Annotated in this window: 14 protein-coding genes; 3 read left to right on the top strand and 11 right to left on the bottom strand. The window is 68.6% G+C overall.

Annotation, left to right across the window (positions count from 1 at the left end):
* The first annotated feature begins 13 nt into the window (after positions 1-13).
* Positions 14-1441: an MFS transporter gene (locus ABD260_RS15600; RefSeq protein WP_344234233.1), complete on the top strand. Its 1428-nt coding sequence runs from the start codon at positions 14-16 to the stop codon at positions 1439-1441.
* On the opposite strand, the gene ABD260_RS15595 is transcribed toward ABD260_RS15600, so the two are convergent.
* Complete coding sequence (locus tag ABD260_RS15595; protein WP_344234232.1) at positions 1410-2357, bottom strand: RNA polymerase subunit sigma-70; 948 nt, start codon at positions 2355-2357, stop codon at positions 1410-1412. The genes ABD260_RS15600 and ABD260_RS15595 overlap by 32 nt on opposite strands.
* The gene (locus ABD260_RS15590; protein ID WP_344234231.1) at positions 2354-3250 is read right to left on the bottom strand and encodes an alpha/beta hydrolase; all 897 of its coding nucleotides are present in this window, start codon (positions 3248-3250) and stop codon (positions 2354-2356) included. Before ABD260_RS15590 ends, ABD260_RS15595 begins: the two co-directional genes overlap by 4 nt.
* A gap of 65 nt (positions 3251-3315) precedes the next feature.
* On the opposite strand from ABD260_RS15590, the gene ABD260_RS15585 reads away from it, so the two are divergent.
* Positions 3316-3720, top strand: a complete 405-nt coding sequence (locus ABD260_RS15585) for a DUF4870 domain-containing protein (protein WP_344234230.1) — start codon at positions 3316-3318, stop codon at positions 3718-3720.
* 11 nt (positions 3721-3731) lie between these two features.
* Entirely contained in the window at positions 3732-4547 is an 816-nt protein-coding gene (locus ABD260_RS15580; protein ID WP_344234229.1) for a phosphotransferase, read from the top strand.
* Here the strand turns inward: ABD260_RS15580 and ABD260_RS15575 are convergent.
* From ABD260_RS15575 to arfA, 9 genes are all read right to left on the bottom strand, one after another.
* Complete coding sequence (locus ABD260_RS15575; protein ID WP_344234228.1) at positions 4537-5415, bottom strand: NUDIX hydrolase; 879 nt, start codon at positions 5413-5415, stop codon at positions 4537-4539. The two genes, ABD260_RS15580 and ABD260_RS15575, sit on opposite strands and share 11 nt — an antisense overlap.
* Positions 5416-5425: 10 nt before the next feature.
* Complete coding sequence (gene glgB, locus ABD260_RS15570) at positions 5426-7654, bottom strand: 1,4-alpha-glucan branching protein GlgB (protein WP_344234227.1); 2229 nt, start codon at positions 7652-7654, stop codon at positions 5426-5428.
* Between the two features lie 14 nt (positions 7655-7668).
* Positions 7669-9081 carry a maltokinase N-terminal cap-like domain-containing protein gene (locus ABD260_RS15565; RefSeq protein ID WP_344234226.1) on the bottom strand — a complete coding sequence of 471 codons (1413 nt, stop codon included), beginning with the start codon at positions 9079-9081 and terminating at the stop codon, positions 7669-7671.
* Positions 9082-10803 (bottom strand): maltose alpha-D-glucosyltransferase, encoded by a 1722-nt coding sequence (gene treS, locus ABD260_RS15560; RefSeq protein WP_425553345.1) that lies wholly within the window; start codon positions 10801-10803, stop codon positions 9082-9084.
* A 259-nt stretch (positions 10804-11062) separates the two neighbouring features.
* The gene (locus ABD260_RS15555) at positions 11063-11308 is read right to left on the bottom strand and encodes a hypothetical protein (protein ID WP_344234225.1); all 246 of its coding nucleotides are present in this window, start codon (positions 11306-11308) and stop codon (positions 11063-11065) included.
* A gap of 2 nt (positions 11309-11310) precedes the next feature.
* A complete protein-coding gene (locus tag ABD260_RS15550) occupies positions 11311-11520 on the bottom strand; it encodes a hypothetical protein (RefSeq protein ID WP_344234224.1) in 210 nt (69 codons plus the stop codon).
* Between the two features lie 90 nt (positions 11521-11610).
* Entirely contained in the window at positions 11611-12144 is a 534-nt protein-coding gene (locus tag ABD260_RS37585; RefSeq protein ID WP_425553344.1) for a sunset domain-containing protein, read from the bottom strand.
* A complete protein-coding gene (locus ABD260_RS15540; protein WP_344234223.1) occupies positions 12144-12266 on the bottom strand; it encodes a hypothetical protein in 123 nt (40 codons plus the stop codon). The genes ABD260_RS37585 and ABD260_RS15540 overlap by 1 nt, the downstream gene beginning before the upstream one ends.
* Positions 12267-13361 (bottom strand): channel-forming protein ArfA/OmpATb, encoded by a 1095-nt coding sequence (gene arfA / locus ABD260_RS15535; RefSeq protein WP_344234222.1) that lies wholly within the window; start codon positions 13359-13361, stop codon positions 12267-12269.
* Between the last annotated feature and the right edge of the window lie 77 nt (positions 13362-13438).

Raw genomic sequence — 13438 nt, 5'->3', positions numbered from 1 at the left:
TAACGTCGTCGATATGACCCTCACAACGACTGAGGCCACTGGTCAGACCAGTACCCGGAGGTACCTGGTCCTCGCGATCTGCTGCGCCAGCATCCTGATCTCGGTGATGGACATCTCGATCGTGAACATGGCGCTGCCCGCGATCCGGGACGACCTGGGCGCGTCGACGGCCGGCCTGCAATGGACAGTCGACGCGTACACGCTGGTGCTGGCGAGCTTCCTGCTGCTGGCCGGGTCGACCGCCGACCGGTTCGGGCGGAAGCGGATGTTCCGGCTCGGGCTGATCGTGTTCGGCCTCGGCTCGCTGTTCTGCAGCCTGGCGCCGGGGATCGGCTGGCTGATCGCGGCACGCGCGGTGCAGGCGGTCGGCGGCACAATGCTGAACCCGGTGGCGATGGCGATCGTGGTGACGGTGTTCCCGGATCGCGCCGAGCGGGCGCGGGCGATCGGCCTCTTCGGCGCCACCGCCGGGTTGTCGCTGGTGCTCGGTCCGATCCTTGGCGGCGCGCTCGTCGACGGTCTCGGCTGGCGATCGATCTTCTGGGTGAACCTGCCGATCGTCGTCCTCGCGGTCGTCTTCACCAGCATGTACGTACCGGAGTCCCGCGCCGCGCGGGGCCGCCGGTTCGACCCGGTCGGTCAGCTGCTGGTCATCCTCGTACTCGGTGGCGTCGTGTCGGCGATCATCGAGTCCGCGAAGCACGGTTGGCGTACGCCGCTGGTCCTTGGCCTGCTCGTCCTCGCCGCGGTCGCCGGCGGCGCACTGGTCGCGTACGAACGACGCCGCCGCGAACCGCTCCTCGAGCTTCGGCTGTTCCGCAGTGTGCCGTTCAGTTCGGCGGTGCTGATCGCGATGTTCGCGTACACCGGATTCGGCGCGTTCCTGTTCGTCACCACGCTGTACTTGCAAAGCGTGCGCAACTTGTCCGCGCTCGACGCCGGCCTGTGCCTGTTGCCGGTCGGCCTGCTGATCTGCGTCCTGTCGCCGCTCACCGGCCGCGCAGTCGGCTCGCGCGGCCCACGGCTCCCGCTGGTGATCGCCGGCACGGCCCTCACGCTCGGTGCGGCGGCGTCGACCACGATCAAGGCGACCACGTCGTTGCCGGTCGTACTGGCGATCTTCCTGCTCTTCGGCGTGTTCCTCGGCACGATCAACCCACCGATCGCGAACTCGGCGGTCGCCGGCATGCCCGCGTCGATGGCCGGCCTGGCCGCCTCGATCGCGTCCGTCGGCCGGCAGACGGGTACGTCGCTCGGCGTCGCCGTCGCCGGCTCGATCGTCGGCGCCACCGCAACGACCGACCCGGACCGCTTCATCCGCGCCGAACACCTGGTCTGGTGGCCGACCGTCGCGATGGGACTCGTCGTCCTCGCACTCGCCCTGGTGAGTACGAGCCGCCGGGCGCGACTCACAGCGCAGGAGGTAGACCGAAGCGCGTGACCAGCTCGGGCGTACTGAACACGTGGATGTGGGTGAGTCCAGCGGCCGTCGGCGTGAGGACAGCGACGCCGTACGGTTCGCCTTTCAGGTACGCGCCGACGGCGGGCTGACCGTTCGCGACGATCGGGATCATCGCCCAGTCACCCGGCGCACCGACAGCGGACGCGAGCAGCTCCATGCACCGCACCCGGCCGTTGAACCAGGTGGTCGTGCCGACCATCTCGATCGCCGCATCCGTACGCAGCGCCCGTTCCAGCGCGGCCGTGTCCGCGTTCTGGAAGCCGGTGATGTACTCCGCCAGCAACGCCTGTGCCCGCGGGTCCTCGGGCTCGAGCAACTCGTCCTGAGCAGGCGTGCTCTCGTCGAGCCGGGCGCGCGCCCGCTGCAACGTGCTCTTCACGGCGGCGACGGACGTGTCGAGCATCGTCGCGACCTCCGCGGCCGGGAAGGCGAGCACCTCGCGCAGGATCAGTACTGCGCGTTGCTTGGGCGGCAGGTACTGCAAGGCCGCGATCAACGCCAGCCGCAGGCTCTCCCGCTGGGTGACGACCGACGCCGGGTCGGGGGTGGTCAGCGATTCCGCAAGCGGTTCGATCCAGCCGATCCCCGCAGGCGCTGGTGGGGGAGTCGCGGTCAGGCCGGCACTCGGCTCGGCGACGCCGGACGGCAGGGCTCGCCGCCCGCGCTGCTCCACCGCGGTCAGGCAGACGTTCGTAGCGATCCGGTACAGCCAGACCCGCACCGAGGAGCGACCTTCGAAACCGTCCCACCCGCGCCACGCCCGCAGGTACGTCTCCTGCACCGCGTCCTCGGCCTCGTGGACCGACGCGAGCATCCGGTAGCAGTGCGCCAGCAGTTCCTTCCGGAACACCTCGGTCTGCCCGGCGAAGTCCGTCATCACCGCCCCTTCGATCATCGGAGCCTCAGTACGGGACGTGCCCAGCGTGCCATCCGCTGGATCGCATCGTCCGCTTCCGGCGCGCGACCCGCGGCCATCTGGAACGTGTGCTGCATCTCCGGAAACACATCCAGCGTCGCCGCGACCCCGGCCTTCTCCGCCGCCTCCGCGAGCTGCCGCGCGTCATCCAGCAGTACCTCGTCGCCGCCGGTCTGGATGTACATCGGCCCAAGCCCGGTGAGATCGCCGTACAACGGATTCACGTACGGGTCCCGCGGCGAGTTGTCCCGCCCCAAGAACATGAACGCGAGACCACGGACCAGGTCGCGATGGAAGAACTCGTCCCGGTCACGATTGGTCTCGTACGAAGCACCGGTCGCCTCGAAATCGACCCATGGCGAGAACGGCATCGCCCCGGCCGGCAGCGGCAGCCCGTCCGTACGAGCGCGCAACTGCGTCGTGATGCTCATTCCGCCGCCGGCCGAGTCACCCGTGAACAGAATGTGCTCGGCAGCGATGCCCTGATCGAGCAGCCAGTGGTACGTGTCGACCGCGTCGTCGAGCTGCGCCGGATAGACGTGCGCGGGCGCCAGTGGATAGTCGAAGAGCAGCGCCCGGGCGCCTACGGCACGAGCGAGGTGCGCGTACAGCTTGCGGTGCGAGTAGCGCGATCCGCCGACGAAACCGCCGCCGTGCAGGCAGAACAGCACGCGGTCCTGAGCGGCGTTGTGCGGCGCGATCCACAGCGCCGGGCGGCCAGGGACGCGCAGGTAGTCCACATTGTCCGGTTCAGTCGTCAGCTCGGCCCAGCGGTGGTCCGCGAGCTCCTGGTCGCTTGTCTCACCTGCTTCCATCGCAGCGCGGGCAGCCACCCAGTGCCGCCGTACCGCTTCCGACTCCTTGCTAGCCATGGTCTTTCCTCTCGTAACTGGTCGGTCAGCGGTATTGACCGGTGGGGTCACGAAAAGGAATCGGCGTGCTTGACTGGAGTATGGCTAGCTCGGAATCCGGTTCCGGGGTGCCGTTGTCGGCCTCGGAGGAGCGTACGTGGGCGATGGTCGCGCACGTGGGGGTGTTCATCGCGGCCTGGTTCGCGATGGGCTTCCTGTGTCCGTTGATCGTCTGGCTGGTGTTCCGCGGGCGCTCGGAGTACGTCCGCCGGCACGCGATCGAGTCGCTGAACTTCCAGCTCTCGCTACTGATCTACACCGCGGTCGCGGTGCTGCTGATCTTCATCACCTTCGGTCTCGGGGTGCTGGTGGTGGTGCCGCTGATCCTGATCGGCGCGGTCGCCGCGGTGGTGGTGATCGTCCTCGCGACGGTCGCCGCGTCCGATGGCCGGGAGTACCTCTATCCCTTGACGATCCGGTTGGTGCACTAGGGTCAGGCCGCGTGGAGCTGATCGGGCAGGGGATGGAAGGCGCCGTCTACGACCTCGGCGACGGCACGGTACGGAAGATCTGGTTCGACCGGCGGCCGGAGGATGTCCGTCCGCTGAAGGAGTTCCTCGATGAGCTCCCGGGCCTGCCGTTCCGGACGCCGCGGATCCGTTCGATCAGCGCGGGCGAGAACGGTCTCGCCGTCAGCGTGGAGGACAAGCTGACCGGCGTACCACTGCACGAGGCCGGACTACCCGAAGAACAGGCTCTGGATGCGTTCGTAGCAGTAGTCGAAGCGCTCCGAACCGCACGGCCCGGTGCAGCGAGCAAGGCGCTCCCAGTGGTCGGTCAGCCGTTCTGGGACGGCTCCTGGGGCAAGAGCCTGGCCAGTCTGGTACGGCAGCGTGCTGCGGCCTCGAAGGTGCATTTCGAGCGCGACGTACCTGCCTTCGCCGAGCTACTCGACCACGTAGTCAGTCAGCTCACTGCATTACCAACAGACGACCTCAGTGTGGTGCACGGCGACGTGTGCCCGCCCAACGTCCTGATGGACGGCCCTCAGGTCTCTGCCGTACTGGACTGGGGATTCCTGTCCACAGCCGGCGACAACACCTTCGAAGCATCCCTGGCAGCAGGCTTCTTCGACATGTACGGGCCGGACGCCCGGCGGCTGGACGACCTGTTGCTCGACCGCTTCGTCCAGCTGGGCCACGACCGCGAGCGCATGCGCCTCTACCGGCAGGCGTACGCGATCATCACCGCCACCATCTACGACGAGAACGCCGGCGACGGGCACTACACCTGGTGCGTCCACCAGCTCACGAGGTGATCGGTGAACCGTTACTGAGGTTGTGCAGCTGATCCGGCGCGGCCAGAAGCATCGGCAACCGACGAGCGTTCAGCGGCGACACCAGTGCGGCCAGCTCGTCCGGTGCATGCCAACGGATGTCCTTGATCTCGAAGCCATCCGGTCGCAGCTGGTCGATCAGGGACGGGTCATGCACGCCGCCGTCGTACAGGATCTCGACTGCGTCGCCCCAGCCCTCCCAGCGGGGCAGCCAGTCGATCGCTAGTACGCCCAGCAGTGGCAGCGCCGTACCGAGCTCCTCTTCCATCTCCCGGGTCGCACCGGCTGCCGGGTCCTCATCCGGTTCGACTACGCCGCCTGGTAGCTCCAGCTCCTTCTTGTAGCTCACCTGGCAGAGCAGTACGCGGCCGGTGGTGTCGCGCACCACCACATGGGCGATCACGCGCTTCTTCGGCAGCACCGAGTCCATCAGCGCGGTCCAGCCGGTCACTGTGTCCGGGCGCGGGTCGTCGGGGCGCATCCCGTACACCGCCACGTCGCGGCGCTCGCCCTCCACCAGCGCGGCGCCGCGCAGTACGCCCTCACGGCGGAAGCCGGACCGGATCGCCACGCGGGCGGACGAGTGCAGCTCCGGGTCCACCTCTACCTGCAACCGCTCCAGCCCGAGCTGACCGAACGCATAGTCCGCTACCAGCCGCAGCGCTTGCTGGGCGACCCCAGGACCGCCTTCCAGCGCCCAGGTGACCAGTCCGGCACCAGGCGACGTCTGTCGCACCTCAACTGTGCCGAGTGGACCGTCGTGATCGACATCGAACCTCGTCACCTGTCCGTTCGGCTGCGAGGGTTGCAGCGTCAGTTCACCATCTGACAGCGGTTGTGCGGCGGTCACGCCGTGAACGCTACCCGGTGAAGCGCAGGTACACCGTCGCCAGGGGTGGCACGGACAGCTCGGCACTGGTCTCCATGCCGTGCCACGCCGGTCCGTCAGCCTCCACAGCACCGTAGTTGCCCACGCCGGAGCCGCCGTACGAGTCGGCGTCGGTGTTGACCGCCTCCTCCCAGCGCCCCGCGTACGGCAGACCGAGCCGGTAGCCGTGGTGGGGGAGTGCGGAGAAGTTCGTGATGCAGGCGATGGCCGGTGCGCCGTCGTCGCCGTACCGGACGAACGAGAACACGTTGTTGCCGGCGTCGTTCGCGTCGATCCAGCTGAACTTGTCCGCCGCGTGGTCCGTACGCCAGAACGCCGGATTGTCCTTGTAGACCCGGTTCAGGTCGCGGACCAGCTGCTGCAGCCCGACGTGGTCGCTGTGCTCCAGCAGCCACCAGTCCAGCTCGCCCTTCTCCGACCACTCCGACTCCTGGCCGAACTCACAGCCCATGAACAGCAGCTGCTTGCCCGGATGCGCCCACATCATCGCCAGGTACGCCCGCAGGTTCGCCAGCTGCTGCCAGCGATCACCCGGCATTTTGCGCAGCAGCGAGCCCTTGCCGTGCACCACCTCGTCGTGCGACAGCGGCAGGACGAAGTTCTCCGAGTAGGCGTACATCATCGAGAACGTCAGCTCGTGGTGGTGGTACTGCCGATGCACCGGCTCGTGCTCCAGGTAGCGGAGCGAGTCGTTCATCCAGCCCATGTTCCACTTGAAGCCGAAGCCGAGACCGCCGAGATGCGTGGCCCGGGTGACACCCGGCCAGGACGTCGACTCCTCGGCCACCGTGATCACGCCCGGCACGCGCTTGTAGAGGGTCGCGTTCATCTCCTGCAGGAACGAAACGGCCTCCAGGTTCTCCCGGCCGCCGTACTGGTTCGGCACCCACTGGCCGTCCTGGCGGGAGTAGTCCAGGTACAGCATCGAGGCGACCGCGTCGACGCGCAGACCGTCGATGTGGAACTCCTCGGCCCAGTAGATCGCGTTCGCAACCAGGAAGTTCCGCACTTGTGGACGGCCGAAGTCGAACACCAGCGTGCCCCAGTCGGGCTGCTCGCCGCGGCGCGGGTCCGGGTGCTCGTACAGCGGCGTCCCGTCGAAGCGGGCCAGCGCCCAGGCGTCCTTCGGGAAGTGCGCCGGCACCCAGTCCACGATCACGCCGATCCCGGCCTGGTGCAGCCGGTCGACCAGGTACCGGAAGTCGTCCGGGTCGCCGAACCGGGACGTCGGCGCGAAGTACGACGTCACCTGGTACCCCCAGGAGCCGCCGAACGGGTGCTCCATCACCGGCATCAGCTCGACGTGCGTAAAGCCAAGATCGTTGACGTAGGCAACGAGTTCCTCGGCCAGCTGGCGATAGGACCGGCCCTTCCGCCAGGACCCGAGGTGCACTTCGTACACGCTCATCGGCTCGGCGTACGCCTGCGCCTCGGCCCGGTGCCGCAGCCAGGCGGCGTCGTCCCACGCGTACGCGGACTCGTGCACGACCGACGCGTTCGCCGGCGGAGTCTCGGCCAGGTTGGCCATCGGGTCGGCCTTCTGCCGCCAGACGCCGTCCCGGCCGCAGATGTCGAACTTGTACCGGGTGCCCGGCCCGACGCCGGGGACGAACAGCTCCCACACGCCGGAACCGCCCAGCGAACGCATCGGATGCGCGCGGCCGTCCCAGAAGTTGAAGTCGGCGGTCAGCCGGATGCCCTGCGCGTTCGGCGCCCAGACCGCGAACGACGTGCCGGTGACCTGGCCGGCCGGGCCGTCGTAGCGGCGGACGTGCGCGCCCAGCACGGTCCACAGCCGCTCGTGCCGGCCCTCGCCGATCAGGTGCAGATCGACCTCACCGAGGGACGGGAGATAGCGGTACGGGTCGTCGAGCTCGGCCGCCGGCCCGTCGGTGTACGTCACCTCGAGGCGATAGTCCGGCACCTTGTCGATGTCGAGTACGCCGACCCAGACGCCCTCGTACTCGTGCCGGAGGTCCAGCCGCTGCCCGTCGTACAGCACCGTGACCGACTTCGCGAACGGCCGCAGCACCCGCACCGTGACGCCGTGCTCGCCGAGATGCGGTCCGAGCACCTGGTGCGGATCGTGGAACGTGCCGGCCACCAGTCGCTCCAGCGCCGTCCGGTCCACCGGGACCGCGGTCACCACCGGCTCGTCGGCGGGCGCCGGCGGCGCCTCGAAAGCTTCGCGCTCACCCATCGAAAGACCTCCTGCTACTGCTCGGCCAGCTGTGCGGCGGCGGACAGGGGGATCGGCAGCCAACTGGGCCGGTTGCGGGCCTCGTACAGCACCTCGTAGATCACCTTGTCGGCGAGGAACGCGTTCATCAGTACGTGCTGCTGCCGCGGGTCGGTGCCCGCGACCTCGGCGTACCCGTCCAGGAACGCCCGCTGGTTGCGGGCCGCCCACTCGGTGGCACGGTACGCGATCTGCTGATCGCCCCGGTGGTCCTCCAGCAGCGAGCGGGCCGCGTAGTCGAAGGACCGGAGCATGCCGGCCAGGTCCTTCACCGGGGTGTCCAGCGCGCGCCGCTCGATCAGCGACTTGGCCGGCTCACCCTCGAAGTCGATCAGCTTCCAGCCCTCGATGGTGCGCAGCACCTGACCGAGGTGGAAGTCACCGTGAATCCGCTGCACCGTCACCGGCTGCCCGTACTCGGCGAGTGCGTCGAACGCCCGGGCCAGACCGGCCGCGTACGGACCGAGCTCCGGGATCGCGGCCGACGCGGCGTCGAGCCGGCGGCGCATCGCGTTCGCGTGCTCGACCAGCTTGGCCGGCTCCCAGACGTCGGTCCCGAGCGCCTTCGCCAGCTCGGAGTGCACCTGCGCGGTGCTCGCGCCCAGCCGGTGCGACTCGGCGGCGAAGTCACCGCCGACCTCCTCGGCGTGCAGATCCGCCTCGGCGTACAGGTCACGGACCGAAGAGGTGGCGAACGACCAGCCGTCGGTCGCGTTCCGCTGGAACGCGGTCAGCATCGCGAGCTCGCCCTGGTCGGTGCCACCGCCCGCGCGCGGCCACCTGCCGCGCGCGGAACCCAGCACCTCCGGGACCAGCTCGGACCCGGCTTCGGTGAGCGCCGACTCGATCTCGACCCCCGGGTTGCTCCCGGGCTCGAGCCGGCGGAACACCTTGAGCAGCGCCACGTCGCCGAACACCAGCGAGGTGTTGCTCTGCTCGACCGTCAGCACCAGGGACTGCGCGTCCGCCGGCACCTCGACGGAAGGCTCCGGCGCCTGGACCGGCTGGAACTCCAGCCCGTCCAGCTGCCGGCCGTGCGTGATCGCGTCCAGCCAGTACGGCGTCGCTTCCTTGTCGTGCAGCGCGTCGTACACCCAGACCTCGGTGTCGCCGAGGTCCGGCTCGATCCACTCACCCACCAGCGCGTGGCCGAGGTTCTCGACCGGCGCGCGGTGGTAGCTGAGCGGCAGTTGGTACACCCGGATCGGGGTGTCCATCCCGGGTGGACCCGAACAGTAGACGAACCCGATCCGGACCGCCGGCCAGGCGTCCGCGTCCGACAGCCACACCGAGGTGGCCAGCGCTTCGACGTGGACGTCGTGTCCCTTCTCCCCGAACCACCTCTGGCTCGCGCAGAAGGACTGGACCTGGTCCAGATGGGAAGTCACTTAAATGCTCTCCTCGTGGTCTTCCGGCTTCGCCACCGGGAGCCGGAACCAGTAGAAACCGTGGGCGCCGAGGGTCAGAAGGTAGGGCAACTCACCGATGGTGGGGAAGTGCACGCCGCCGAGCAGTTCGATCGGCTCGACCCCTTGCCACTGCCGCAGGTCCAGCTCGATCGGCTGCGGGAAGCGGGACAGGTTGTTCACGCACAGCACCACGTCGTCGCCGAACTCACGGACGTAGGACAGCACGCTCGGGTTGGAGCCGCCCAGGTCGGTGAAGGTGCCCATCCCGAAGCAGGGGTGCTGCTTGCGGGTCTGGATCATCCGCCGGGTCCAGTGCAGCAGCGACGAGGCGTTCTCCATCTCTGCCTCGACGTTCACCGCCTGGAAGCCGTAGACGGGGTCCATGATGACCGGCAGGGCGAGTTTGCCCGGGGTCGCGGTGGAGAACGACGCGTTCCGGTCCGGCGACCACTGCATCGGGGTCCGGACACCGTCCCGGTCGCCGAGCCAGATGTTGTCGCCCATGCCGATCTCGTCGCCGTAGTACAGGATCGGGGAGCCGGGCAGGCTGAGCAGCAGCGCCGTGAACAGCTCCATCTTGTTCACGTCGTTGTCCAGCAGCGGTGCCAGCCGGCGGCGGATGCCGATGTTCGCCTTCATCCGCGGGTCCTGCGCGTACTCGCCCCACATGTAGTCGCGGTCCTCGTCGCTGACCATCTCGAGCGTGAGCTCGTCGTGGTTGCGCAGGAAGATGCCCCACTGACAGGTGTCCGGGATCGCCGGGGTCTGGGCCAGGATCTCCGAGATCGGGAACCGGGACTCCCGGCGGACGCCCATGAAGATGCGCGGCATCACCGGGAAGTGGAACGCCATCTGGCACTCGTCCCCACCGGAGTCGCGGTCGCCGAAGTACTCGACCACGTCGGCCGGCCACTGGTTCGCCTCGCAGAGCAGGACGCGGTCCTCGTAGTTCGCGTCCACCTCCTTGCGGACCCGCTTCAGGAACTCGTGCGTCCGCGGCAGGTTCTCGCAGTTCGTGCCGTCGGTCTCGAACAGGTACGGGACCGCGTCCAGCCGGAAACCGTCCACGCCGAGATCCAGCCAGAACTTCAGCGCCTCGACGATCGCGTCGCCGACCGCCGGGTTCTCGAAGTTCAGGTCCGGCTGGTTGGAGTAGAACCGGTGCCAGAAGTACTGACCGCGAACCGGATCCCAGGTCCAGTTCGAGGCCTCGGTGTCGACGAAGATGATTCGCGCGTCGGTGTACTTGTCGTCGGTGTCGGACCAGACGTAGAAGTCGCCGTACGGTCCTTCCGGGTCTTCGCGGGACGCCTGGAACCAGGGGTGCTGGTCGGACGTGTGGTTCATCACGAAGTCGACGATGATCCGGATACCGCGCGCGTGCGCGGCTTCCATCAGCGCGGCGAAGTCGGCGATCGTGCCGACCTCGGTCATCACGCCGGTGTAGTCGGAGATGTCGTAGCCGCCGTCACGCAGCGGTGACGGCTGGAACGGCGGTAACCAGAGGCAGTCAACGCCCAGCCACTCGAGATAGTCGAGTTTCTCCGTCAGGCCTTGCAGGTCGCCGATGCCGTCGGCGTTCGAGTCCTTGAAGGACCGCACGAGGACCTCGTAGAAGACGGCCCGCTTGAACCACAGCGGGTCACTCTTCGTCAGTCCGTGGTGCTGCTCCGGCAGCATGTCGGTCACGCTCACCTCCATCGGTGTCTCCAAACCTAGCGGTACTGCGGCTTGTTCACGGCTCGCCGCCACACGACGTGACGACGGGTGGGTGGACCCGCCAGGCCCCTGCGGCTTCAGGTACCCCGTTCCGGCGTACTCAAAAGAAGCCCGGGCCGGCCCGATCGGCTCCGGTACGTTGATGACGCCGTGCGATGGACGGACCGCGGGGGCGTTCGGATCAGTGTGACGGGACTTCACCAGTACAAGCAAATAGGGGCCGGATCGCCCTATTACAGGGCTATTTCCGTTCGCCGCGGGCGCCTTTTTCCTTGGTTGTGGACGAACTTCCGGCGCGTCTACCGGCGCGTCGGCTGGCGGCCCGCCAGCCAGGCGCTTTCCTGGCCGGCGTCTGCCCCTCGATCACCTTTCGGTAGGTGACCTCCTCGGGCACCTGGTCCTTCGGGATGACCCGGTCCGGCACGAGGGGTGCCGAGTCAGCGCGCTCTCCGTCGGCCGGGGTGCCGGCGGATTCGTCGGTGGCCATGGTTACGGGACCTCGACGGTGACCACGAGTTGTTCCGGCGCGCCCACCTCCGCGGCGAGGGTGACGATCGCGGCGCGCAGATCCTCGAGCGCGGCCTCGCGGGTCTCGCCCTCGCCGTTGGCGAAGGCGTCCGGGGTGAGGGCCGCCTCGGCGGTCCAGACGCCGTCCTCGTCCTGCTCGACGAGGAAGGGAACATGAATCTCGCGTCGCACTCCGCCTCCGGGTGTTTGCGTCGGTGCCGCGATCGTAGATCCCCGGCTGGGTCACCGCGGTGACCCAGCCGGCGGGTGGACCGGGGCGAATCAGTCGCGCGGGTTCGCGGACTTCCGCGGGCGGCGGGTGTACTTGGTGAAACCGGCGCGTTCGGCGTCGGCCTCGGTGCGGAACCAGACCTCGGGTTTGGTCCGGCCGTAGTACGGCGAGTCGGGCGTGTGGAAGAGCATCGACTGGGCGTTGCCCTTGATCGTGAACCCGTCCGGCGGTCCCTGGTGCGGTACCGCGTCGGCCGAGCCCTCACCGTACCGTCCGGGCGGCACCGCGGCAGGTACCTCCGCCGGTGTCGCGTCCCCGTCGTACTCGAACAACGTCGGCTCGACCGCATCCGTCCGGACGTCCATCACCCGCGAGAACACCGGGCCAGCTTCCTCCGGGTGTTCCTGGTGTTGTTCGGTAGTGCCGGCGGCCACCAGTACTGGCTCGCGTGCTTCTTCTTCGTGCACTACCGGTGCTGGAGCTGGTGTGGCGCGGCGGCGGTCCAGCAAGAACCAGGTGATCGCTGCGCCGAGGACGAAGGCGAGCAAGGACCACGGCCAGTTGTTTCGCAGCAGCCAGCTCATCAGCGCGCACCTCCCGCGGTCCGGACGAGTCGGTGTACAAGCCACACCAGCCACGCGGCCGCACTGCCCAGCACGAACGCGGCGAGCAGCAGAATCCAGGTCTGGGCGATCAACCAGCTCATTCAGTTCCCCTGCACTACTCGGAGCTCGGCGCGGCGGTTGGCGATCCGCCCGGCGCCGGTGTCGTTGGTTGCGATCGGGAAGGACTCGCCGTACCCGTGTGGGATCAGCCGGTCCGCGCCGATTCCCAGCCGGACCAGCTCCGCCTTCACGGCGGCGGCCCGGCGCTCGGACAGCGGCAGACTGGTGGACGGCGAACCGAGGTCATCGGTGTGACCGGCGATCTCGACTCGTACCGTCTTGCACGACTGCAGGAGCGCGGCGGCTTTCACCACCGTCGGTTTCGACGCGTCGTTCACGATCGACGTGCCGGACAGGAAGTTGATCTTGTACTCCCGGCCGAACGCGGCCAGCCGGGTCTGGAACGTGCGGCACGGCTCGCTGACTGCTGTCTTGACCGGGGCGGGCAGTCGCAGCTCGTCCGCGACGACAGCGCCGGGCACCGCCTTCGCCGCGGCCCGGCCGACGGTCGCCTTGGTGGCCTGATCGGGTACCTGACCCGACAACGTCAGTGTGTCGCCGTCGTAGCGCACCGAGGCGTCGCCGCCGCCGATCGCCAGCGCCCGCAGCAGCGCGGACAGCGTGGTCGCGTCGGAAAGACCGTTCGCCGGGTCGATGGTGGTCCGGTCGTCGTACTCGCGGTCCGAACCGAGTACGCCGTCGACCTCCGCGGCGAGTGCGTCCTTGACCGCCTGACTCCGCACCGGCGCCTGCACCCGGATCGCCCGATCGGTCCGGCCGACCTCGAATCCAGGAACGCCCTCGGCAGGTCCGGTGCTCGGCTCGGCGGTTGGCGTGGGGCTGGGCGTGCCGCCACCGTCGACCCGCACCGATCGAACGCCGTCCACGCCGGCGACGACGGACCGGACAATTCCTTCGTCCACACCAGCCTGGACGACAATTCTTGCGTCCCGGCCGTCGAAGTCGATCCGGCTGGTCTCGATGCCCCGGGCCTTCAACGCGGCCGTGGTGCGGTCCCGCAGGTCGTCCTCGGTGGTGCCCGCGCGCGCCGGAATCAGCACAGCGGTCAGCAGTACTGGCACCGCGACGACCGCGAGCAGCCAGACGACGAGCGGCCGCCGTACGAGACCGGGCACTGTTCCTCCGTGGATGCGGGCCAGAGGTATCCGGCCAGAGTGACCGTGCGCGAGGAGACTACTCCGCTTCGCACGCG

It is taken from the genome of Kribbella hippodromi, from assembly GCF_039531045.1.
Taxonomy (GTDB): Bacteria; Actinomycetota; Actinomycetes; order Propionibacteriales; family Kribbellaceae; genus Kribbella; species Kribbella hippodromi.
This window is presented reverse-complemented; position numbering and strand designations above follow the sequence as displayed.

What these genes read in the sequence shown, in the direction of transcription:
- ABD260_RS15600 (WP_344234233.1), top strand. Translation starts at nt 14, where the DNA reads ATGACCCTCACAACGACTGAGGCCACTGGTCAGACCAGTACCCGGAGG.
- ABD260_RS15595 (WP_344234232.1), bottom strand. Translation starts at nt 2,357, where the DNA reads ATGATCGAAGGGGCGGTGATGACGGACTTCGCCGGGCAGACCGAGGTG.
- ABD260_RS15590 (WP_344234231.1), bottom strand. Translation starts at nt 3,250, where the DNA reads ATGGCTAGCAAGGAGTCGGAAGCGGTACGGCGGCACTGGGTGGCTGCC.
- glgB (WP_344234227.1), bottom strand. Translation starts at nt 7,654, where the DNA reads ATGGGTGAGCGCGAAGCTTTCGAGGCGCCGCCGGCGCCCGCCGACGAG.
- treS (WP_425553345.1), bottom strand. Translation starts at nt 10,803, where the DNA reads ATGGAGGTGAGCGTGACCGACATGCTGCCGGAGCAGCACCACGGACTG.
- ABD260_RS15555 (WP_344234225.1), bottom strand. Translation starts at nt 11,308, where the DNA reads ATGGCCACCGACGAATCCGCCGGCACCCCGGCCGACGGAGAGCGCGCT.
- ABD260_RS37585 (WP_425553344.1), bottom strand. Translation starts at nt 12,144, where the DNA reads ATGAGCTGGCTGCTGCGAAACAACTGGCCGTGGTCCTTGCTCGCCTTC.
- ABD260_RS15540 (WP_344234223.1), bottom strand. Translation starts at nt 12,266, where the DNA reads ATGAGCTGGTTGATCGCCCAGACCTGGATTCTGCTGCTCGCCGCGTTC.